At 69.5% G+C, this 18814-nt stretch carries 23 protein-coding genes; 20 read left to right on the top strand and 3 right to left on the bottom strand.

Features of this window, described 5'->3' with window-relative positions; all coding sequences use genetic code 11:
* On the top strand, positions 1-689 hold a 689-nt coding region (locus DXK21_RS14775; RefSeq protein ID WP_162790705.1), incomplete at its 5' end, for a nucleoside hydrolase.
* Positions 686-1531: a ribokinase gene (locus DXK21_RS14770; RefSeq protein WP_114818540.1), complete on the top strand. Its 846-nt coding sequence runs from the start codon at positions 686-688 to the stop codon at positions 1529-1531. The genes DXK21_RS14775 and DXK21_RS14770, both read left to right, overlap by 4 nt.
* Positions 1532-1694: 163 nt before the next feature.
* Here the strand turns inward: DXK21_RS14770 and DXK21_RS14765 are convergent, their stop codons facing one another.
* Positions 1695-2834 carry a zinc-dependent alcohol dehydrogenase family protein gene (locus DXK21_RS14765; RefSeq protein WP_114818542.1) on the bottom strand — a complete coding sequence of 380 codons (1140 nt, stop codon included), beginning with the start codon at positions 2832-2834 and terminating at the stop codon, positions 1695-1697.
* 62 nt (positions 2835-2896) lie between these two features.
* Here DXK21_RS14765 and DXK21_RS14760 point away from each other — a divergent pair, with 62 nt between their 5' ends.
* On the top strand, positions 2897-3334 hold the full coding sequence (locus DXK21_RS14760; RefSeq protein WP_114818539.1) for an acyl-CoA thioesterase: 438 nt from the start codon (positions 2897-2899) through the stop codon (positions 3332-3334).
* Here the strand turns inward: DXK21_RS14760 and DXK21_RS14755 are convergent.
* Positions 3331-3537: a hypothetical protein gene (locus tag DXK21_RS14755; RefSeq protein ID WP_184269869.1), complete on the bottom strand. Its 207-nt coding sequence runs from the start codon at positions 3535-3537 to the stop codon at positions 3331-3333. The genes DXK21_RS14760 and DXK21_RS14755 overlap by 4 nt on opposite strands.
* A 126-nt stretch (positions 3538-3663) precedes the next feature.
* Here DXK21_RS14755 and DXK21_RS14750 point away from each other — a divergent pair, with 126 nt between their 5' ends.
* Positions 3664-4437, top strand: a complete 774-nt coding sequence (locus tag DXK21_RS14750) for a YebC/PmpR family DNA-binding transcriptional regulator (RefSeq protein ID WP_114818538.1) — start codon at positions 3664-3666, stop codon at positions 4435-4437.
* A gap of 3 nt (positions 4438-4440) precedes the next feature.
* On the opposite strand, the gene DXK21_RS14745 is transcribed toward DXK21_RS14750, so the two are convergent.
* Positions 4441-5121 (bottom strand): hypothetical protein, encoded by a 681-nt coding sequence (locus DXK21_RS14745; protein WP_114818537.1) that lies wholly within the window; start codon positions 5119-5121, stop codon positions 4441-4443.
* A gap of 139 nt (positions 5122-5260) precedes the next feature.
* On the opposite strand from DXK21_RS14745, the gene DXK21_RS14740 reads away from it, so the two are divergent.
* From DXK21_RS14740 to DXK21_RS14665, 16 genes are all read left to right on the top strand, one after another.
* Complete coding sequence (locus tag DXK21_RS14740; RefSeq protein ID WP_162790704.1) at positions 5261-5809, top strand: energy transducer TonB; 549 nt, start codon at positions 5261-5263, stop codon at positions 5807-5809.
* A 36-nt stretch (positions 5810-5845) separates the two neighbouring features.
* Positions 5846-6544, top strand: a complete 699-nt coding sequence (locus DXK21_RS14735) for an MgtC/SapB family protein (protein WP_114818535.1) — start codon at positions 5846-5848, stop codon at positions 6542-6544.
* 227 nt (positions 6545-6771) lie between these two features.
* Positions 6772-7476: an MgtC/SapB family protein gene (locus tag DXK21_RS14730; protein WP_114818534.1), complete on the top strand. Its 705-nt coding sequence runs from the start codon at positions 6772-6774 to the stop codon at positions 7474-7476.
* A 215-nt stretch (positions 7477-7691) separates the two neighbouring features.
* Positions 7692-8210 carry a crossover junction endodeoxyribonuclease RuvC gene (ruvC, locus tag DXK21_RS14725; protein WP_114818533.1) on the top strand — a complete coding sequence of 173 codons (519 nt, stop codon included), beginning with the start codon at positions 7692-7694 and terminating at the stop codon, positions 8208-8210.
* A 148-nt stretch (positions 8211-8358) separates the two neighbouring features.
* Positions 8359-8994, top strand: coding sequence for a Holliday junction branch migration protein RuvA (gene ruvA / locus DXK21_RS14720; RefSeq protein ID WP_114818532.1), 636 nt, complete (start codon positions 8359-8361; stop codon positions 8992-8994).
* Positions 8995-9190: 196 nt separating this feature from the next.
* Complete coding sequence (gene ruvB / locus DXK21_RS14715) at positions 9191-10222, top strand: Holliday junction branch migration DNA helicase RuvB (RefSeq protein WP_114818531.1); 1032 nt, start codon at positions 9191-9193, stop codon at positions 10220-10222.
* Positions 10223-10440: 218 nt separating this feature from the next.
* The gene (locus DXK21_RS14710) at positions 10441-10842 is read left to right on the top strand and encodes a hypothetical protein (protein ID WP_114818530.1); all 402 of its coding nucleotides are present in this window, start codon (positions 10441-10443) and stop codon (positions 10840-10842) included.
* Positions 10843-10844: 2 nt separating this feature from the next.
* Complete coding sequence (ybgC, locus tag DXK21_RS14705; protein WP_114818529.1) at positions 10845-11291, top strand: tol-pal system-associated acyl-CoA thioesterase; 447 nt, start codon at positions 10845-10847, stop codon at positions 11289-11291.
* 285 nt (positions 11292-11576) lie between these two features.
* Positions 11577-12329 carry a protein TolQ gene (gene tolQ / locus DXK21_RS14700; RefSeq protein ID WP_114818528.1) on the top strand — a complete coding sequence of 251 codons (753 nt, stop codon included), beginning with the start codon at positions 11577-11579 and terminating at the stop codon, positions 12327-12329.
* Positions 12330-12332: 3 nt separating this feature from the next.
* Complete coding sequence (tolR, locus tag DXK21_RS14695) at positions 12333-12794, top strand: protein TolR (RefSeq protein ID WP_114818527.1); 462 nt, start codon at positions 12333-12335, stop codon at positions 12792-12794.
* Between the two features lie 5 nt (positions 12795-12799).
* Positions 12800-13678 carry a hypothetical protein gene (locus tag DXK21_RS14690; RefSeq protein WP_114818526.1) on the top strand — a complete coding sequence of 293 codons (879 nt, stop codon included), beginning with the start codon at positions 12800-12802 and terminating at the stop codon, positions 13676-13678.
* A gap of 277 nt (positions 13679-13955) precedes the next feature.
* Positions 13956-15338: a Tol-Pal system beta propeller repeat protein TolB gene (tolB, locus tag DXK21_RS14685; protein WP_114818525.1), complete on the top strand. Its 1383-nt coding sequence runs from the start codon at positions 13956-13958 to the stop codon at positions 15336-15338.
* A gap of 154 nt (positions 15339-15492) precedes the next feature.
* Positions 15493-16047 carry a peptidoglycan-associated lipoprotein Pal gene (gene pal / locus DXK21_RS14680; protein WP_114818524.1) on the top strand — a complete coding sequence of 185 codons (555 nt, stop codon included), beginning with the start codon at positions 15493-15495 and terminating at the stop codon, positions 16045-16047.
* Positions 16048-16161: 114 nt separating this feature from the next.
* On the top strand, positions 16162-17310 hold the full coding sequence (locus DXK21_RS14675; protein WP_114818523.1) for a DUF3667 domain-containing protein: 1149 nt from the start codon (positions 16162-16164) through the stop codon (positions 17308-17310).
* Between the two features lie 56 nt (positions 17311-17366).
* Entirely contained in the window at positions 17367-18215 is an 849-nt protein-coding gene (locus tag DXK21_RS14670) for a tol-pal system YbgF family protein (RefSeq protein ID WP_114818522.1), read from the top strand.
* An 80-nt stretch (positions 18216-18295) separates the two neighbouring features.
* Positions 18296-18814: tRNA lysidine(34) synthetase (locus DXK21_RS14665; protein WP_245945238.1), on the top strand; the 519-nt coding region annotated here is incomplete at its 3' end.

The following is an 18814-nucleotide window of genomic DNA, read 5'->3' as shown; positions in this document are numbered from 1 at the left end:
GGGCCGAGGGGCTGGGGGATCTGGAGCTGTTCGAGCCCGTCGCGCCAGTGGGCGAGGGGACCTCGGCGGAGGCGATCGTGCGGCGGGTGATGGCGCGGCCTGCGGGAAGCGTGGCGCTAATCGTCATGGGGCCGATGACCAATCTGGCCCTGGCCATGCGGGCTGAGCCGAGTCTGGCGGGGCATCTGGGGCCGGTGGTGGTCATGGGCGGGGCGCGCAGCGAAGGCGGCAATATCACCGCCAGCGCCGAGTTTAACATCTGGGCCGACCCTGACGCGGCGGCCGAGGTCTTTGCATCCGGTTGCCGGATGATCGTTCTGGGGCTGGACGCCACCCATCAGGTGCGCGCGACCGAGGACCGCATCAGTACCATCGAGGCGGTGGACACGGCCTCGGCGCGGGCGTCGGCGGCCATGCTGCGCTTCTCGCAGCGGACCGAGCGGGAGATCGTCGGCTGGGACGCCGGGCCGCTGCATGATCCCTGCACCGTGGCCTGGCTGTTGAAACCCGAGCTGTTCGAGCTGGCGCCGTGCCGCATCGCGGTGGAGACCGAGAGCGAACTGACGCGCGGGCATACGGCGGTGGAGTTCCGGGTGGAGGCCGCGACGGCGAAGCATTTCTGGGCGACGAAGGCGGATGCGGACGGGGTCTTCGCCCTGATCGCGGAGAGACTGGGAGCCGGGCTATGAGGATCACCGTCGTCGGGTCGATCAATCTGGACATGACAGCCTCGGCCCCCAGCCTGCCGGCGCCGGGCGAGACGGTGACGGGGGCGACGCTGGCCCGTCATGCCGGCGGCAAGGGCGCCAATCAGGCCCTGGCGGCGCGGCGTCTGGGCGCCGAGGTCAGCCTGATCGGGCGGGTCGGCGAGGACGAGATGTCGGGCGCGGCGGTGGCCCTGATGCTGGCGCACGGGGTGGACCTGTCGGGGGTCGAGACGGACATCGCGGCGCCGACCGGCGTGGCCCTGATCGCGGTCGATCCCAGCGGCGAAAACCAGATCGTGGTGGCCGCCGGGGCCAATCACTTTGTCACGCCGGAACAGCTGCCGGCGCGGATCGAGACGCCGCTGATCGCCCAGCTGGAGCTGCCGATCGAGACGGTCGAGGCGGCGGTGGGACGGGCGACGGACTTTGTCTGCGTGAATCTCGCGCCCGCTGCGCCGGTGTCGGAGGCCCTGCTGCGCCGCGCCGACCTGATCGTGGTCAACGAGACCGAGGCCGCCTTCTATGGCGAGGCCCTGCACGTCGGCGGCGGGCTGGTGGCGGTGACGAAGGGGGCGCGTGGGGCGGTCATGTACCGGCGCGGGGTGGAGATGGCCTGGGCCGTGCCGCCGCGCGTCGAGGCGGTGGACGCGACCGGCGCGGGCGACGCCTTCGTCGGGGCCATCGTGGTGGCTTTGCTGGACGGGATGGCGCCGGATGCGGCGCTGCACTTCGCCTGTGCGGCGGGGGCGCTGGCCGCGACACGGCCGGGCGCGCAGCCGTCGCTGGGGACGCGGGAAGAGGTGGAGGGGTTGTTGGCGGAGTGAGGCAGCGTTTCTCCCTCCCCTTTATGGGGAGGGTGGTCGCGTAGCGACCGGGTGGGGAGGGTGAGGCGATGCCAGGCGCTGCGTCTGAATAGCCGAGCGCCCCCACCCGACTTCGCCCTGCGGGCTCAGCCACCCTCCCCATGAAGGGGAGGGAGAAAGGGCGTTAGAACTGGATCACCTGCCGCACCGCCTGACCGTCGGCCAGGGAGTCGAAGGCGGCGTTGATGTCGTCGAGCGCCAGGACGCCGCTGAGCAGGCGGTCGACCGGCAGGCGACCCTGGCGGAAGAGGGCGACGTAGCGGGGGATGTCACGCACGGGCACGCAGGTTCCGATGTAGGAGCCCTTCAAGGTGCGTTCTTCGCCGACGAGCGAGACGACGTTGACGGCGAGGGCGGCCTCGGGCGGGGGCAGGCCGGCGGTAACGGTGGTTCCGCCGCGCCGGGTCATGCGCCAGGCGCTGTCGAGGGCGCGGACCGACCCGGCCATTTCGAAGACGAAGTCGGCGCCGCCATTGGTCAGGGCGCGGACCTGATCGACGGCGTCGGGATCGGCGGCGTTGACGGTCTGAACCACGCCCTCGGAAGCCAGCGCGCGGGCCAAGGCCAGCTTGTCCTCCGACAGATCGACGGCCACGACCCGCGATGCGCCGGAGGCCAGGGCGCCGAGGACGCTGGCCAGGCCGACGCCGCCGAGGCCGACGACCACCGCCGACTGGCCCGCGCGGAGACCCGCCGTGTTCACCACGGCCCCGACGCCGGTCAGGACGGCGCAGCCGAACAGGGCGGCGTGCTCGAACGACAGGTCAGGGTCGATCCTGACCAGCGAGCGGCGCGAGACCACGGCGTGCTCGGCGAAGGCGGAGCAGCCGAGGTGGTGGTTCAGGGTCTCGTCGCCTGAGTGAAGGGCGCGGCGGCCGGTCAGCAACTCGCCCCGGCCGTTGGCGCCGGCGCCGGGTTCGCACAGGGCGGGGCGCCCCTCGGCGCAGGGGCTGCAGTGACCGCACGATGGCATGAAGACCATGACAACATGGTCGCCGATCTGGAGGTCGGTGACGCCGGGGCCGAGGGACTCGACCACGCCTGCCGCCTCGTGGCCCAAGGCCATGGGCAGGGGGCGGGGGCGGTCGCCGTTGATGACGCTGAGGTCGGAATGGCACAGGCCCGCAGCCTTGATGGCGACCAGAACCTCGCCCGGACCAGGATCGTCGAGGGTGAGAGTCTCGATGCTCAGCGGGCGGCTGTCGGCATAGGGGCGCGCGGCGCCCCTGTGGCGCAGGACGGCGGCGCGGGTGGTGGTCGGCATGGTCAGGGCTCCCATCTGCTGGCAGGCTAGGCCCATGACGTAGCGGAGGCCAAGGGGCGGCGATGGCGGAGCGGATCAGGGGCAGGCGCGGCGACTATGGGCGGTTCGTGCGGCTGACGACGCGGTGGGCGGACAACGACGCCTATGGCCACGTCAACAACGTCGCCTATTACGCCTTCATCGACACGGCGGTGAACCAGATGCTGATCGAGGCGGGGCTGCTGGACGTGACCGGGTCCGAGATCATCGGGGTGGCGGCCGAATCAGGCTGTCGGTTTCACGCCTCGGCGGCCTATCCCGACGTGATCCACGCCGGGGTGCGGGTCGGACGGCTGGGATCGTCCAGCATCCGCTACGAGATCGGCCTGTTCCGCAACGATGAGGATGAGGCGACGGCCGAGGGCTTTTTCGTCCACGTCATGGTGCGGCGCGAGACGATGCGGCCCGCAGCCATCCCGGAGGCGCTGCGGGCGTTTCTGGGTGGGCTGACTAAGCCTTAGCGCTCGTCGTACTGGCGCAGCAGGAACAGGGTTCCGACGGCGGTCAGGGCGCCCAGGGCGAAGGCGGCGACGATGGAGCCGGTGGCGGCGGCGGTGGAGACCGTGACCGGGCGCTTGGCGTACCATTCGACGATTTCGCCGGCGTGGGCGTGGTCGATGCCTTCATCGTAGGCGTCGTCCAGATAGGTGTCGTCGGCGGCCATCAGCGTCTCCTCGTTACAGGCCTGCGCTAAATCCCCGGCGCAGTCGGGCGGTTCCCTGTCGTGACAGAGGATCACACTTCCAGTAAAGCCCTCGCCTCACGTTTCAGAAATCTGGCAGCGAGATTCATGGCCGGCCACTCGAAATTCAAGAACATCATGCACCGCAAGGGGCGCGCCGACGCCCAGCGCTCCAAGCTGTTCTCCAAGCTATCGCGCGACATCACCGTGGCCGCCAAGAACGGGATGCCCGACCCGGCGCTGAACCCGCGTCTGCGTCTGGCGGTCAACAACGCCAAGGCGGAAAGCCTGCCCAAGGACGTGATCCAGCGGGCGATCAACAAGGCCTCGGGCGGCGACGTCGATACGATGGAAGAGGTCCGCTACGAGGGCCGCGGCCCCGGCGGCGTCGGCATCATCGTCGAGGCCCTGACCGACAACCGCAACCGTGCGGCCTCGAACATCGGCGCGGCCTTCAAGAAGAACGGCGGCGCGCTGAGCGAGATGAACTCGGTCGCCTTCATGTGGGATAAGGTCGGCAAGATCACCTACAAGGCCGAGGCGGGCACCGAGGACGAGGTCATGGAAGCCGCCATCGAGGCCGGCGCCCAGGACGTCGAGAGCGATCTGGTCAAGCCGGACATCTATGAGGACGCGCCGGGCCATACGATCTGGACCGCCTATGAGGACCTGAACGAGGTGGCCGAGGCCATGTCCAAGGTGCTGGGCGATCCCAAGTCGACCGCCATCGTGTGGAAGCCGCAGACCGAGGTCGCGGTGACGGGCGAGGCCGTGGGCACCCTGTTCAAGCTGCTGGACGCGCTGGACGCCGAGGACGACGTGTCGGCGGTCTATTCCAACGAAGACGTCTCGGACGAAGACGCGGCCAAGTACGCGGGCTGATCCTTACGAAGGACAGTCCTGCCAGTCCTGATCGGGCTCGGCGGCCATGAGGTCGCCGAGCGTCGGCAGGTTGCGTTCGGCGTCGGCGCTGACGGTGATGTAGGACAGGGCCGAGGCCGTCGGCGCCTCGCGCCGATAGACCGTCAGGGCGAAGGGGGCGTGGCCGGGGGCATCGACGCGCCAGACGCCGTTGCTCTCGCCCGCGCCCAGGGCGTAGCAGCCGATCGGATAGACCTGTGCGCCGCGCACCCGCAGGGCCTCGACCGGGTCATAGGGGATGGGCTGGCCCGTCGCCGACCAGTTGAAGATGATCCGCGTCGTCGGCGTGCGCGTGACCTCGACATTCAGACCCGCCAACTGACCCTGTGACGGGGAGGTCCAGCGCACGATGGACGCCCGGCGCTGAACATCGGCGGGGTCGAGCGCGGACGGGGTTCCGGCGACGAAGACCGACAGGATGGCGTCGAGCATGGGGTTGGCGCGGTTGAGGGCGATCCATTTCTCGGCGCAGGCGCCCTCGGCATAGCTTTCCATATTGGCGGTTTCAGCCCGGGCGAGGGTGCAGCGCTGCATGAACTGTTCGCGCGTCTCCTCCTGAAGGGCGGCGGCGGCGGGCGTCGTCACGGCGGCGGACAGGCCCAGAGTCTGGCAGGCGAGAAAGGCAACGAAGAGGGCGGCGCGCATGGCGGCTTCCTTTCGGCGATCACGGATTGGCGAATGATGCGCCCGATGTCGGTTGCGAGCAAGCGGAGCCGGGAGGGGTGTTTCCGTCTGCGTGGACGTCTTGCTAAGCTTGTTCGGGACGGAGAGGCGGGGGGCTGAAATGACTGAAGATCAGGATCCGCGCCGGGATATGCCGGGGGCGAGTGCGCCGCCGGTAGAGGGGCCGGTCTGGCTGTGGGTCAAGCTGGGCGTCTGGGTCGCGAGCCTGCTGGTGATGGCGGGCGCGGCCTGGGTTCTGTCCACGGTGCGGGTGCGGATCGACCTGCCGCCCGCAGCCGAGAGGACGCCGTCTGAAACCCTGTCCTCCTATACCGTGCCGCCCGAGGAGCCGAGTCCGGCGCCTGCGCCCTATATGAACGATGAGGGAGAGGCGATCCTCAATCCGGTCTGGCTGCAGGCGCCGCAGCCTGAGTTTCCGCTGGCGGCGCAGCGGGCGGGCGAGGAGAGCGGCGCGGTGAAGCTGGAGTGCCGGACCCGGGTCGACGGCGGCGTGCGCGCTTGCCGGATCGCCGAGGAGGCGCCGGCGGGCGTCGGCTTTGGCGAGCAGGCGGTAAAGGCGACGTTGAAGGCGCGGGTTCGACCGCGTCTGGAGGATGGCCAGCCCGTCGAGAGCAAGATCGCCTTCACCATTCGCTATCGGCTCGAATAGGCGGAACGGGCCGGCGCGGCAAACCGTTGCCGCAGGATGAACCTGTCAGAGATCGAGAGTTTCGCCCTGCCCATCCTGGGCGCCGTCGTGGCCGGAGGGCTGATCGGGTTTGAGCGCGAGTGGCGCGGGCGGGCGGCGGGGTTCCGCACCCATATCCTGGTCAGTCTGGCCTCGGCCCTGCTGATGCTGGCGGCCATGGGACAGGCGGACTGGGCGTTCCGCGCCCTGCCGGACGAGAACATCGTCACCGACCCGACGCGGATGGCGCACGGGGTGCTGACCGGCATCGGCTTCCTGTGCGCGGGGGTGATCTTTCGCACCGGCTTTTCCATCCATGGACTGACGACGGCGGCGAGCCTGTGGATCACCTCGGCCATCGGCCTGTTGTTCGGGGCGGGCTTGTTCACCCTGGGCGTCGTGGGGACGGTGGTTACGGGGCTGATCCTGATGGGGTTGCGGCTGGTCAGCGTGCGGTTGCCGGCGCGGGTGCTGACCGATGTCGAGGTGCGCTGGCGGCGCGACGGGCCGTCGCCCGAGGCTGAGGTCGAGGCGGCGCTGAAAGCCATTGACGCCACGCCGCACCATGACCGGTTCGAACTGATCGACGGCGGGGCGACGGTGCGGCGCAGCTGGCGCATCAAGGCCGGGAGCGAGGTTGAGCTGAAGGCGCTGGCGGCGCGGCTGTGCGCCCTGCCGGGTGTGACGGACTACCTGCTGGACCCGCGGGATGATTGAGCGACGCGGCCCTCTCCCTCCCCTTCATGGGGAGGGTGGCTGAGCCCGCAGGGCGAAGTCGGGTGGGGGCGCTTTGGCAAATCAAGCGCCGTGCTCCGTATCGCCTCGCCCTCCCCACCCGGTCGCTGCGCGACCACCCTTCCCATGAAGGGGAGGGAGAGGGATGGCTTGCCGCCGTCAGCGGCGCGGTCCACGGTGGGCGGTCCTGTGCAGCTTGAGGTTGGGACATGACGGTGGCCGGAACAGTGGACTGGGCCTTGATCGCGCCGGTGGCGGCGGCGATGACGGCGGGCGGTCTGATCGGGATCGAGCGGACCTATCACGGGCATCCGGCGGGGTTCCGCACCCATATCCTGGTCTGCATGACCTCCTGCGTCCTGATGCTGGCGGCCATGCATCAGTCGACCTGGGCCTTCGTCGCCCTGCCGGATCAGAGGCTGGTGATCGACCCGACCCGGATGTCGCATGGCATCCTGACCGGCATCGGCTTCCTGTGCGCCGGGGTCATCTTCCGCGAGGGGTTTTCGGTCCATGGCCTGACCACGGCGGCGTCGCTGTGGACCACCTCGGCGGTCGGGGTGATGTTCGGCATCGGCATGTGGGACCTGGGGCTGATCGCCGGCGGCGCGACCCTGTTGGTGCTGGCCATCCTGCGCTTTTTGGACGCCCGTCTGCCGCACGTGGGGGTGATGGACGTGACCCTGCGCTGGGCGCGAGGGTCTGCGCCGGATGAGGCGGTGCTTCGCGGTCTGCTGGCCGACAGCGGGCTGAAGCCGGTGCGCATCGGCCATGTGGTCAGCCACGACGGCCTGATCCACGAACACCACATCAAGGCGCGCGGGCCGATGCCGCTGCGGGTTCATGATCTGTCGATGCGGCTGGGGGACCAGACGGGACTGGCGGGGTTCTCGGTCATGCCGAGGGATGATTGAGAGGATGACTGAGGCTGGCCGTCATCAGCCTGCCGTCATCCCGGGGCCGCGCAGCGGAACCCGGGACCCAGGCGGCGGCGCATGTACGGCCATGGCTTGCCTGTAGCTGAAGCCTGGGTCCCGGATCGGCCTGGCGGCCGTCCGGGATGACGGAAACCGGCGCATAGTCTCGCGGTCATTGTTCGCTAACCCTCTTTGGGGCATGACTGGAACGAATGACGAACGTATCGACTCGAATCCTGGGGCTGGACCCCGGTTTGCGCCGCACCGGCTGGGGCGTGATCGAAAGCGAGGGCAGCCGCCTGCGCTGGATCGCGCATGGTGTGGTGGCGCCCGCCGAGAAGGCGCCTTTTCCCGAACGGCTGCTGCATCTGCTGGAGGAGGTGGGGTCGATCTGCGCCGCCTATGCCTGTGACGAGGCGGCGATCGAGGAGGTCTTCGTCAACATGAACGGGGCCTCGACGCTGAAGCTGGGCCATGCGCGGGCGGCGGTCATGCTGGCCCCGGCAAGAGCGGGCTTGAGCGTGGCCGAGTACGCTCCCAGCCTGGTCAAGAAGGCCGTGGTCGGCGCCGGCCAGGCGGACAAGAGCCAGGTGGCCTTCATGATCAAGCGGCTGTTGCCTGCGGCGGGCGACGTGAAGGCGGATGCGGCGGATGCGCTGGCGGTGGCTATCACCCATGCGCACCATCGGCGGAGTTTGAGTTTGACGGCGAGTTTGAAGGGCGCGGCATGATCGGGATGCTTCTTTCCTCCCCATTTCATGGGGAGGTGGCGCGGACGCGCAGCGGCCGTGACGGAGGGGGCGACACGACGTCAGCCCTCTGCGCCGCCCCCTCCACCACTTCGTGGTCCCCCTCCCCACAAGTGGGGAGGAAAGAGCGATGATCGGGCGGTTGCGCGGGGTTCTGGCCGAGGTCGGGGAGGCGGAATGCCTGATCGACTGCGGCGGGGTGGGCTATGTCGCCGCCTGCGGGGCGCGGACCCTGGGGCGGTTGCCGGCGCCGGGCGACGAGACGACCTTGTATATCCATAGCCAGTGGAGCGAGGACGCGGGGCCGCGTCTTTACGGCTTCCTGTCGCGCGACGAGCGCCGGGCCTTCACCGTTCTGCTGGCCATCCAGGGCGTGGGGCCGAAGGCGGCGCTGAGCGTGCTGGACGTGCTGCCGCCGGGCGAACTGGCCAGCGCGGTGGCGCGTGAGGACAAGGCGGCGGTCGGCCGCGCCAATGGCGTGGGGCCGAAGCTGGCGCTGCGCATCGTCACCGAACTGAAGGGCAAGCCGCTTGGAGCGTTTTTGGGCGACGGGCATTTTGCGCCCAACGCGCCGGGCGTTCACGCCGAGGTCGCCGCGGCTCCGCCGCCGCCGAGCGTGACGGGCGAGGCGGTCGCGGCCCTGCTGGGCCTGGGTATCGCCGAGATCAATGCGCGCCGGGCGGTGGATCAGGCGCTGATCCGGCTGGGGGATGAGGCGGAGCTGCCGGCGGTGATCCGCGCGGCCTTGCAGGAGCTGGGGCGGTGAGGGGCGCGTTTGGGGCGGGGATCTTGTCGTGCGCGCGCGACGCGGCCTATGACGGCGGCCTCCCTGAAACGCAGTCAAGGTTTGAAAATGAACAAGAAATTGCAGGTCGTCATCGTCTTCGTCGTGGGACTGGTCGCGATGGCGGTGGGGTACGCCGTCCTGAAGATGTAAGGCGGACCGGCGCGGGAGCGATGTGATGACGGATGACCGGCTGATCGCTCCCGACGCCGCGCCCGGCGAAAAGCACGACCGCGCCTTGCGGCCGCAGACCCTGGGCGAGTTCGTCGGGCAGTCGGCGGCCAAGGGCAATCTGAAGGTCTTTATCGACGCCGCGCGCGGACGGTCCGAGGCGCTGGATCACGTCCTGCTGTTCGGACCTCCGGGTCTGGGCAAGACCACGCTGGCGCAGATCGTGGCGCGCGAACTGGGCGTGGGCTTCCGGGCCACGTCAGGCCCGATCCTGGCCAAGGCGGGGGATCTGGCGGCGATCCTGACCAATCTGGAACCGCGCGACGTCCTGTTCATCGACGAGATCCACCGCATGTCGCCGCTGGTGGAGGAGATCCTCTATCCGGCGATGGAGGATCATGTGCTGGACCTGATCATCGGCGAGGGGCCGTCGGCGCGCAGCGTGCGCATCGATCTGGCGCCCTTCACCCTGGTCGGGGCGACGACGCGGGCGGGCCTGCTGGCCACGCCGCTGCGGGACCGTTTCGGCATTCCGCTGCGGCTGGAGTTCTATACGCCGGAGGAGCTGACGGCGGTGATCCGGGGGGCGGCGCGCAAGATGGGCGCGGCCATCACCGAGGACGGGGCCATGGAGATCGCGCGTCGGGCGCGGGGCACGCCGCGCATCGCCGGGCGGCTGTTGCGCCGGGTGCGGGACTTCGCTGACGCGGAGGGCAAGAGCATCGACCGGCTGGCGGCGGCGCGGGCCCTGGCGCGGCTGGAGGTCGACGAGGCCGGGCTGGACAGTCTGGACCGGCGCTTCCTCAAGGCCCTGATCGAGAACTATGGCGGCGGGCCGGTGGGGATGGACACATTGGCGGCGGCCATCGCCGAGGCGCGCGACGCGGTCGAGGACGTGATCGAGCCCTATCTGCTGCAACAGGGCTTCATCATGCGCACGCCGCGCGGGCGGGTGGCCTGTGCGCGGGCCTATGAGCATCTGGGGCTGGAGGCGCCGAAGGTTCAGGCGGCGGCGCCGCCGGATCTGTTCGGGAAGTAGGGTCTCTTTCCTCCCCATTTCATGGGGAGGTGGCGCGGCGCGCAGCGACGTGACGGAGGGGGCGACTCCACGTCAGATGTCTGCGCCGCCCCCTCCACCGCTACGCGGTCCCCCTCCCCATGAAATGGGGAGGAAAGAGGCGCTGTTCGGAACCGCTCGCAAAAGGGCTTCACCCGTTCGCCAAACCCGGCCATGCTGGCGCTTGAAGGAGACGGGCGATGGCGCGAGGCGGGATCGGGACGGACCAGAAGATCGCCGTGCTGGGCGCGGCGGTGCTGCTGCTCGGGGCGCTGAGCCTGGTGGCGCTGAACCAGGGCGCGCGGTTCGGGCCGAAGCAGGCGACGGCGGCGGAACGCGCCCTGACCCAGGTCAAGGCGCAGATGGGGCCGACCGCCGAGGTGCGGTATCTGGAAACCGGCAAGCGCCGCGCCGTCTGCGGCTATGCCGGGATCGCCGGGCAGAAACAGGCGGTGGCCTTTGTCTCGCGGCCCAACCGCATTCTGATGGGCGACGATCCGCTGGGCGCCGAGTTCGCGGATATGAAGGCGGAGTTCTGTCCGGGCTTCAACGCGGCGGCGTCGGCGGCTAAGCCCTCGGCGACGACTTCCGCTCAGGGCTGATCATGACCAACCAACCGACCGCCGGCCGTTTCGACGGGCTGGATCATCTGCTGCCGGTGCGGGTCTATTACGAGGACACCGACTTCACCGGCCTAGTCTATCACGCCAACTATGTCCGCTATTTCGAGCGGGGGCGGTCGGACTTCCTGCGGCTGGCAGGGGTGGGGCACGCCGAACTGCTGGAGCAGGACGAGCCGCTGGCCTTTGTGGTGGCGGACCTGGGGATCAAGTACCTGAAGCCGGCGCGGATCGACGACGCCCTGGTGGTGCGCACCCGCTATGAGGCCATCAAAGGGCCGAGGCTGATCATTCGGCAGACGGTGGAGCGCGACGGCGAGGTGCTGTGCAGGGCCGATGTGACGGCGGTCTGCATCCATCTGGACGGGCGGCCGCGGCGGCCGAGCAGGCGGTTGGTGGAGTTGGTGGGGCCGTGGCTGACGGGGGAGTGACCTTCCTCCCTGTCGCGTAGCGATGGGGAGGTGGATCGGCGGCGTAGCCGACGAGACGGAGGGTCAGCTCGGCATCTGCCCTCTGTGCCGCCCCCTCCACCGCTACGCGGTCCCCCTCCCCATGGAATGGGGAGGAAAGAATGCTGAAGCCTCGCAATAACGCGCTTGTCAGAGGCGGCCCCCGTGACGCGGGGCGCGACGACCGCTAGACCGCCGCCATGAAACCGCCACGTCCGCCCGCTCGATAAGGGCAGGACGACACCGGATCTGACCCAAGGACGCCGTATGACCCTGCCTGCCGACGCCTCCATGCTGAATCCCATCGAGCTGTTCATGACCGCCGACTGGGTGGTGAAGACGGTCATGGTCGGCCTGGCCGCGGCCTCGGTCTGGTCCTGGACCATCATCATCGACAAGGCGGTGCGTTTCTCGCGCATGAACGCCCGCGCCAGCGAATTCGAGAAGCAGGTCGAGAGCGGGCGGTCGCTGGAAGACGTGGCGGCTCAGGCCGGAGCGCAGCCGGTTGATCCCCTGCCGCGGATGTTGGTGCTGACGCTGCAGGACTGGCGCGAGGCGCGCTCGCGCGGGGCCATGACGGACACGCAGGGCTCGATGCTGATCGCGCGCATCGACCGGGCGCTGGACTCGGTCATCGCCCGCGAGAGCCAGAAGATCGAGAACGGTCTGGGCGTGCTGTCGGTCGTGGCCACGGCCTCGCCCTTCATCGGCCTGTTCGGCACGGTCTGGGGCATCATGAACGCCTTTGACGCCATCGCGGCGGCGGGCAACACCAATCTGACGACGGTGGCGCCGGCCATCGCCGAGGCCCTGTTCGCCACGGCCATCGGTCTGGCGGCGGCCATCCCGGCCTATATCGCCTTCAACGCCTTCTCGGTGACGGCGGGCAAGTTCACGGGCCGTCTGGAGGCCTTCGCCGACGACCTGCAGTCGGCCATCGCGCGGCGTCTGGGCGCGCCCTCGGCTCCGCCGCCGCCGCCGCCGCCGTCTGCGGACCTGAACCTGCGTCGGGGCGCCTGATCCATGGCGATGGGTGGAGGAGGCGGCTCTAGCGGCGGGCGCGGTCGGCGTCGGGCGCGCAAGCGGCCGCTGAGCGAGATTAACGTCACGCCCCTGGTCGACGTCATGCTGGTGCTGCTGATCATCTTCATGATCTCGGCGCCGCTGCTGACCGTCGGCGTGCCGGTGGAGCTGCCCAAAACCGAGGCCAGCGCCGTCGAGACGGCCGACAAGCCGATCACGGTCTCGATCGACCAGAACGGGGCCATCTTCATCGGTGAAAGCGAAGTCCGCTGGGAGCAGCTGGCGATCCGCGTGGCCGAAGAGGGCGGCGAGAAGGCGCGCGACAAGGCCGTCTTCATCCGCGCCGACGGCCGGGCGCCCTATCAGGCCGTGGCCCGCGTGATGGCGCGCCTGTCGGCCTCGGGCTTCACCAAGCTGAACCTGATCACCGACACGGCGGCTGACGAGACGGCGGAGGGCTGACGGCTTTGCGTCGACCCAGTCCCGCCATTGTCGGATCGCTCGCGCTGCACGCCGGGGTGGTGGCGCTCGCGCTCGTGTCGTGGTCGTCTAAGGTGGATGAGCCCAAGCCGCTGGTGAACTCGGTGCCGGTGTCGATCGTCTCGGACATCGAGATCGCCGCCGCGCCCGCCGACAATCCGCAGCCGGAGCCTTCGCCCGAGGATGGGGCGACGGCGCCGGTCGAGACGCCGCCGGAGCCGGTTCCGCCGACGCCGACGCCGCCGCCGCCTGCGCCGCGTCCGACGCCTGTGCCGCCGACGCCGCGGCCCACGCCGCCCAAGCCGACGCCGCCGACCCCTGCGCCGCGTCCGACGCCGACGCCGACACCTCGACCCACGCCGCCGCGTCCAGCCCCGACGCCGCCTGCGCCTGCGCGGCCCGCGCCGCCCGCACCTGCGCGCCCGACCCCGCCTGCGCCGGCCCGCCCGGCGCCCGCTCGGCCCGCGCCCGGTCTGGACCTGGACGCCCTGGCTGGGCCGCCGCGCGTGACGCCGAACCGAGGGCGTCCGGCTGCGGGGCAGCAGGGATCGGGGACCGCGAGCCAGGCGACAGGGCCGCAGATCACGGCCATCTTCAACCAGGTCTATCCGAACTGGATTCTGCCCTGTGATATTCCTGGGGCGGACGAATTGCGGATTCAGGTCGATCTGACCCTGTCGGCGGACGGGCGGATCACCAAGGGGCCGACCCTGGTCAATCCGCAGTCCAGCGCCGTCTATCGTGCGGCGGCGGACGGGGCGCTGCGGGCCTTGCGTCAGACGGCGCCGTTCGACGTGCCGACGGGCTTCCCCGGCGGCCAGTATCGCCCGACCTTCAACACCGAACGGGCCTGCGCCAATCGGTAGAAGAACTTTCCTCCCCATTCATGGGGAGGTGGATCGGCGGCGTCAGCCGACGAGCGGAGGGGGCGGCGCTGTCGCTTGCTGGTTAGCGTCTCGAAGGGCGACCGTTGCGCCGCCCCCTCCACCACTTCGTGGTCCCCCTCCCCACAAGTGGGGAGGAGAAGGGGCGTAAGTCTGAAAGTCGCCCCATTCAGGGGCAAGCTTGTCCGCCACAAGCTGGTTTTTGTCATACGGTCTGGCGATAAGGACCGACGAGCCGTCCAACTTCTGGGAGTTCCCTATGCGTCTGCATCTTCTTCTCGCCTCGGCCGCCGTGGTTCTGATGGCGGGGCCGGCGTCGGCCCAGACGCAGACCCAGCCTCAGGCGGGGCCGGGGCAGCAGACCGGGCCGGTCGAGGTCGAGATTGATCAGGGCGTGCTGCGTCCGCTGCAGATCGCCGTCGTGCCCTTCACCGGCCAGAACGGGCCGCAGATTTCCAATGTCATCAGCGGCAACCTGAAACGGTCGGGCTTCTTTGATCCGCTGAACCCGGCCAGCTTCATCGAGACCGGGCTGACCTTGGCCAATGCGCCGAACTTTCCGCAGTGGACCTCGATCGGGGCGCAGGCGGTGCTGTACGGCGGGGTGACGCCGCGCGCCGACGGGCGGGTGGACGTGGGCTTCCGCCTGTATGATCCCTATCGTCAGTGCCAGCTGGTCAGCTATCAGTTCACCGCCACCTCGGAACAGTGGCGACGGATCGCGCACAAGATTTCCGACGTCATCTATCAGCGCATGACGGGCGAGGCGGGCTTCTTTGATTCGCGCGTCCTGTTCGTGTCGGAGAGCGGCACCCAGCTGAACAAGCTGTCGCGTCTGACCATCGTCGATCAGGACGGCTACAACCCCGTCTTCCTGACCCAGGGCGACGAGATCATCATGTCGCCGCGCTTCTCGGCGTCCAACCCGGACGAAGTCACCTATGTGGCCCTGGGCAAGGATTACAGCCGCATCTACCTCTACAACCTGTCGACCGGGCGCCGCGAAAGCCTGGGCGAGTTCGACGGTCAGGTGCTGGCGCCGCGCTTCTCGAATGACGGGACCAAGATCGCCTTCTCGATCATCCGGGGCGGCAATACCGACGTCTATGTGATGAACCTGCGCACGCGCCAGCTGTCGCGCCTGACGTCCGATCCCGGCATCGACACCTCGCCGTCGTTCAGCCCGGACGGGAACCAGATCGTTTTCACCTCGGACCGCTCGGGTTCGGCCAAGCTCTATACGATGCGGGCGGACGGCTCGGGCCAGCGCGCCATTTCGCGCGGCGGCGGCAGCTATACGGCCCCGGCCTGGAGCCCGCGCGGCGACATGATCGCCTTCACCAAGCAGTCGGGCGGTCGCTTCCATATCGGGGTGATGAAGTCGGACGGGACGGGCGAGCGCATCCTGTCGTCCAGCTACTTCGAGGAGGGCCCGTCCTGGGCGCCGAACGGCCGCTACATCGCCTTTGCGCGTCAGAGCCTGGGCGGCGACACGCGTCTGTGGACCGTCGACCTGTCGGGTCGAGTGGTGGCGCAGGCCGGTTATGACGGGCGCGGGTCGGACCCGGCCTGGTCGGGTCTGCTGGACGCGCCGCCGGCCAGCCTGGGCATCGGTCAGGGCGCGGATTCCTGCCCGGCCTGACGGGGTTACGGCTTCGTGAGATCACGAGCGGAGCCATTCCCATAAACTGTGCGTTATCGCGTCTGGCGCGACGCGGCGCCGCAGTCTAGCTGACCATCGATATAGCCAAGCTTGAGGCCGCCGTCCTCAGAATGAACACCAAGGAGCCGACCCGATGAACACTTCGACCCTGATCAAGCTGGCGACCGTGAGCGCCGCCGTGGCCGCCCTGGCCGCCTGTGCGCCCAAGCCAAAGGTCGAGCCCGCTGTTCCGATGGAGCCGAGCCAGCCGACCGCGCCGCAGTATCCGACCGCCCCGACCGGCCCCGTGACCGGCGGCAATGTCGGCGCCGCCATGCCGGGCTCGGAGCAGGACTTCGTCGTCAACGTCGGCGACCGCATCTATTTCGACCTGGACTCCTATTCGGTGCGCCCGGAAGCCCAGCCGCGTCTGGACGTCCAGGCCGCCTGGCTGGCCCGCTATCCGCAGGTCACGGTTCGCATCGAAGGCAATGCCGACGAACGCGGCACGCGCGAATACAACCTGGCCCTGGGCGCCCGCCGCGCCGAGGCCGTTCGCACCTATCTGATCCAGCGCGGCGTCCCCGCCGGCCGCATCGACACCATCAGCTTCGGCAAGGAGCGTCCGATCGTTGAAGGTTCGAACGAGGCCGCATGGGCTCAGAACCGCAACGCCCACACCGCCATCGTGTCGGGCGCCCCGCGCTAAGAAACGCGCGCCAGCGACGGAATGAAGAGAGGCGTCGGCTTTGCAGCCGGCGCCTCTTTTCTTTGCGCGCCGCTGGGACCAAAGTCCGCGCCGAATCCGGGGGGAAGCTGAGTGATGGATCTGGAAGCAGCGGGCGGCGCCGTGACGGGCGGCATCATCGCGGGCGCGATCGAGAAGCCGACGGGGCAGGCGGGCGAGCATCACACGACCTGCGCCGACTGCGGGGCCGAGGTCACGGGGCGGTTCTGCTCCAACTGCGGTCAGGCGGCCCATGTCCACCGCACCCTGCTGCATCTGGGCGAAGAGCTGCTGCACGGGGTGATGCATTTCGACGGGCGCTTCTGGCGCACCCTGCCGTTGCTGGTGATCAACCCCGGACGGCTGACGCGGGAATGGGTGCAGGGCAGGCGCACGCGGTATGTGTCGCCGCTGGCCATGTTCCTGTTCACCCTGTTCGTCATGTTCTTCGCGCTGAGCTTCATGCCGCAGCAGGAGATGAAGCTACAGGGGTTGCCGGAGCAGATCTCAGCCCAGCGCGAAGCGATCGCCGAGGCCGAGCAGGTAGTGGCCGCCGCCCAGAAGGAAGTCGATGCGGCTGCGGCGGCGATGGAGCCGTCCGGCGACGCGCCGCCAGAGGTGAACAGCGGCGCGCGGGCCGGCGTCGCCGCCGGGGTTCTGGCTGCCGCTCAGGCCGGTGTGATCAGCGAGAAGGCCAAGCTGGAGCGGCTGGAGCATGACGCCGTCGAGGGCCGCAAGGACGGTCTGACGCCGGGGTCCTGGCAGGCCAGCGTGGCGGACATCGCGGCGGATGTGGGCAAGAACGGCGAGGCCAACGGCCTGACCAAGACCGTGGCCAAGAAGCTGAAGAACCCGGACCTGGCGCTCTACAAGCTGCAGCAGACCATCTACAAATTCGCCTTCCTGCTGGTGCCGCTGTCGATCCCTTTCGTCGCCCTGATGTTCCTGTGGAAGCGGGGCTTCACCCTGTATGATCATGGGGTCTTTGTTCTCTATTCGCTGACCTTCATGTCCCTGCTGCTGATGGTGGTGGTGCTGTTGGCGACGACGGTGAAGGGGGCGGGACCGGCGGCGGGACTTGTGGCCAGCCTGATCGTGCCGGTGCATATGTTCGCCCAGCTGAAGGGGGCCTACAGCCTGAAGGTCTTCTCGACCCTGTGGCGGACGGTGGCCCTGGTGATCTTCTGCGAGATTGCGGCGACCCTGTTCATCGTTTCGATCATCTATCTGGGGCTGGGGCACTGATCTTGGTCCCGAACTTGGCCTTGCGACCGCCGCAAATCGATGGGACGACTTGAGACATGCTGAAGCTGCCATTCCGACTGACAAAAACCGCCGCCATGACCACCATCGGCCTGACCCTGATCGGGGGGGCGGTGGTCGCCCAGGTCGCGCCGATGGAGGCTGTCCAGTGGGACAAGCGCCGTCTGGACCAGCTGGACCGCAACGTCCGCCGTCTGGAGCGCGCTCTGACCCAGAGGAACGCCGCCGGCCAGCCCGTCCTGGTCGAGCCGGACCCCGAGGTCGTGGCCCTGCAGGGCCAGATGCAGATCATGGATCGCCGCCTGTCGGACCTGGAGCAGACCTTCCAGCGGGTGAACGCCGATGGCGAGCGCCTGACCTTCCAGCTGGACGAGGCGACGCGCGACAACGCCGCCCTGAGCCGTCGTCTGCGTGATCTGGAGGGCCGCGTCGAGCGGGCTGAAAAGGCGGCTGAGGAAGAGGCCGAACTGAACGGGCCGATCGTGGCCAACTCGCCGACCGGCGACGCGGCTCAGGACCTGACGGCGGCGCTGCGGCTGCTGGGGACCGATGGTCCGCGCGGACAGCGGGCGCTGGAGACGGTCATCGTCACCTGGCCCAATACGCCGCAGTCGCGTGAGGCCAACTCGCGTCTGGGCGACCTCTATGTCGCGGCGCGCGACAACGCCGCCGCCGTGCCCGCCTACGCCGCCGCCCTGAATGGCTGGCCGCGCACGCCCTGGGCGCCGGAGACGACGCTGAAGCTGGCCGAGGCCCTGCGCGCCACCGATCGGGCGACCCAGGCCTGCGGCGCCCTGACGGAGTTCACGCGCCGCTACGCCGAGACGGCGACGGCGGCGCAGAAGACCCGCGCCACGCAGCTGCGCACGCGGGCGAACTGCAGCTGAGCCCAGACGACCCCGAGGGGCTGACCAGCCGGGTCTTCGCCCGGCTGGATGGGCGGCTGGATCATGAGCGGGCCGAGCCGGTGGCGGTGGCGCTCTCGGGCGGCGGGGATTCGATGGCCCTGCTGCATCTGGCCGCCGACTGGGCGACGGCGCGGGGACGGCGGCTGCTGGCCCTGACGGTGGATCACAATCTCAATGCCATGAGCGCAGACTGGACCCTGTTCGCGGGCGAGGCCGCGCGCGCGGTCGGGGCTGAATGGCGCGGGCTGAGCTGGGATGGAGCGCGGGCCGGGCCGGGACTGACGGCGCGGGCGCGGGCGGCGCGGCATGGGCTGATCGCCGAGGCGGCGCGGGCGGCGGGGGCGCGGGTCGTGCTGCTGGCTCAGACGCTGGACGACGTGGCCGAGGCGGACTGGATGCGGGCGCGCGGCTCGACCCTGGGGCGGGTGCGGGAATGGTCGCCGTCGCCGGTCTGGCCGCAGGGGCGGGGGCTGATGCTGCTGCGGCCCCTGCTGGAGGAGCGGCGCGAGGGGTTGCGGGGTTTCCTGCGGGCGCGCGGGCAGGGGTGGGTCGAGGACCCGGCCAATGGGGATGAGCGG

This window comes from Brevundimonas bullata (assembly GCF_003350205.1).
GTDB lineage: Bacteria > Pseudomonadota > Alphaproteobacteria > Caulobacterales > Caulobacteraceae > Brevundimonas > Brevundimonas bullata.
Note: the sequence above shows the minus strand (reverse complement) of the source record. Positions and strands in the feature narration are given on the sequence as shown.

Coding starts and splice junctions, on each gene's coding strand:
- DXK21_RS14770 (WP_114818540.1), top strand. CDS start 686: ATGAGGATCACCGTCGTCGGGTCGATCAATCTGGACATGACAGCCTCG.
- DXK21_RS14765 (WP_114818542.1), bottom strand. CDS start 2,834: ATGCCGACCACCACCCGCGCCGCCGTCCTGCGCCACAGGGGCGCCGCG.
- DXK21_RS14760 (WP_114818539.1), top strand. CDS start 2,897: ATGGCGGAGCGGATCAGGGGCAGGCGCGGCGACTATGGGCGGTTCGTG.
- DXK21_RS14755 (WP_184269869.1), bottom strand. CDS start 3,537: ATGGCCGCCGACGACACCTATCTGGACGACGCCTACGATGAAGGCATC.
- DXK21_RS14750 (WP_114818538.1), top strand. CDS start 3,664: ATGGCCGGCCACTCGAAATTCAAGAACATCATGCACCGCAAGGGGCGC.
- DXK21_RS14745 (WP_114818537.1), bottom strand. CDS start 5,121: ATGCGCGCCGCCCTCTTCGTTGCCTTTCTCGCCTGCCAGACTCTGGGC.
- DXK21_RS14740 (WP_162790704.1), top strand. CDS start 5,261: ATGACTGAAGATCAGGATCCGCGCCGGGATATGCCGGGGGCGAGTGCG.
- DXK21_RS14735 (WP_114818535.1), top strand. CDS start 5,846: ATGAACCTGTCAGAGATCGAGAGTTTCGCCCTGCCCATCCTGGGCGCC.
- DXK21_RS14730 (WP_114818534.1), top strand. CDS start 6,772: ATGACGGTGGCCGGAACAGTGGACTGGGCCTTGATCGCGCCGGTGGCG.
- ruvC (WP_114818533.1), top strand. CDS start 7,692: ATGACGAACGTATCGACTCGAATCCTGGGGCTGGACCCCGGTTTGCGC.
- ruvA (WP_114818532.1), top strand. CDS start 8,359: ATGATCGGGCGGTTGCGCGGGGTTCTGGCCGAGGTCGGGGAGGCGGAA.
- ruvB (WP_114818531.1), top strand. CDS start 9,191: ATGACGGATGACCGGCTGATCGCTCCCGACGCCGCGCCCGGCGAAAAG.
- DXK21_RS14710 (WP_114818530.1), top strand. CDS start 10,441: ATGGCGCGAGGCGGGATCGGGACGGACCAGAAGATCGCCGTGCTGGGC.
- ybgC (WP_114818529.1), top strand. CDS start 10,845: ATGACCAACCAACCGACCGCCGGCCGTTTCGACGGGCTGGATCATCTG.
- tolQ (WP_114818528.1), top strand. CDS start 11,577: ATGACCCTGCCTGCCGACGCCTCCATGCTGAATCCCATCGAGCTGTTC.
- tolR (WP_114818527.1), top strand. CDS start 12,333: ATGGCGATGGGTGGAGGAGGCGGCTCTAGCGGCGGGCGCGGTCGGCGT.
- tolB (WP_114818525.1), top strand. CDS start 13,956: ATGCGTCTGCATCTTCTTCTCGCCTCGGCCGCCGTGGTTCTGATGGCG.
- pal (WP_114818524.1), top strand. CDS start 15,493: ATGAACACTTCGACCCTGATCAAGCTGGCGACCGTGAGCGCCGCCGTG.
- DXK21_RS14675 (WP_114818523.1), top strand. CDS start 16,162: ATGGATCTGGAAGCAGCGGGCGGCGCCGTGACGGGCGGCATCATCGCG.
- DXK21_RS14670 (WP_114818522.1), top strand. CDS start 17,367: ATGCTGAAGCTGCCATTCCGACTGACAAAAACCGCCGCCATGACCACC.